Origin of the sequence: Vibrio sp. YT-18 (assembly GCF_033337345.1) — a bacterium.
Classification (GTDB): Bacteria; Pseudomonadota; Gammaproteobacteria; order Enterobacterales; family Vibrionaceae; genus Vibrio; species Vibrio alginolyticus.
Map to the genome: position 1 here is coordinate 1 of NZ_JAWOQO010000266.1, position 1052 is coordinate 1052.

Sequence of the window (1052 nt, forward strand, 5' to 3'; positions counted from 1 at the left end):
GTGTTTAGGCCATTGACACAGTTGACGATGCTGTCAGCGAGAATGCGCAGTTCGCTCTCATCCATGTGCGGGAAAAGCAGACCGAATTCATCACTAGAAAGACGAGCAATGGTGGCTCCCGGAACATCAATGGTGTTTTTCAGACGTTGAGACAACTCTTTCACGTGGGCATCAGCGCGTTGGTAGTCTTTTGTCTCGTAAATGTCGCCAATGTATTCTGCATGGAGTAGCGCGATACCCCCTTGCGTTTGTTCTGCCAACCATTGGTCAACTTGGTTGATGTAGAACGAGCGGTTACCTAGTTTGGAGATAGGATCTAGGTATGCTTGAGCACGTAGACGTTGTGCTTCTTTGGCCTGTTCTTTAAATGACAACTCAATCTGTGCCGACATCATGTTGATGCCATCCACGACCGCGATCAGGTCTTTGGTTTTAGGGCGAGTGAGTGGCTCACCAAACTGGTTGCTTGCGATGTCGTGCATTATCTTCACGATAGCAGCCAGTGGCTTTAGAGAACGACGCAGAATGTAAGAAATCGCAATCAATCCCGCTAGGAAGATGACGCTAAACGCAGATAGCAAACGGATAAAACCTTGCCATAGCTGTTCATACGCCGCGCCTGGGTGGCTGATGATTTCGACTTCGGCCAGTTGCATCCAACCACTGGTGACCACGCGTTTATCGTGAATCGCTTTGAACAGATTCATGTCGATAAACCATTGCGGAACGGTGCTTGGTTTTACTGGGTAAGAGCGTACGATCTGGTAATCAGAATCTAACGCGGTGAGACGCACCACTGAGTAGGTACTGCCGTCAAATAATGCATTGATTACCGATTCAACGGCAACCTTGTCTTTATCTTTTAGGTAAGGTGCTAACGCCAAACCCACGGTGTTGATGGTGTTGTTGACCTCTGAACGTTGCTGTTGTTCCAAGCTCGTTCGAGTAGTATTGAATTCGATTACGAATACTGATGCCAACAAGAGTATAAAGACCGTAACCATTCCCACTACAAGCTTCTTATATAGGGTCATGTTTCTCACTCGTCATAG

At 47.3% G+C, this 1052-nt stretch carries 1 protein-coding gene; it reads right to left on the reverse strand.

Annotated elements, in window-relative coordinates:
* Positions 1–1034 (reverse strand): LapD/MoxY N-terminal periplasmic domain-containing protein (locus R7M72_RS25875; RefSeq protein ID WP_318056566.1); only part of this gene is annotated, 1034 nt, incomplete at its 3' end.
* Positions 1035–1052 lie beyond the last annotated feature (18 nt).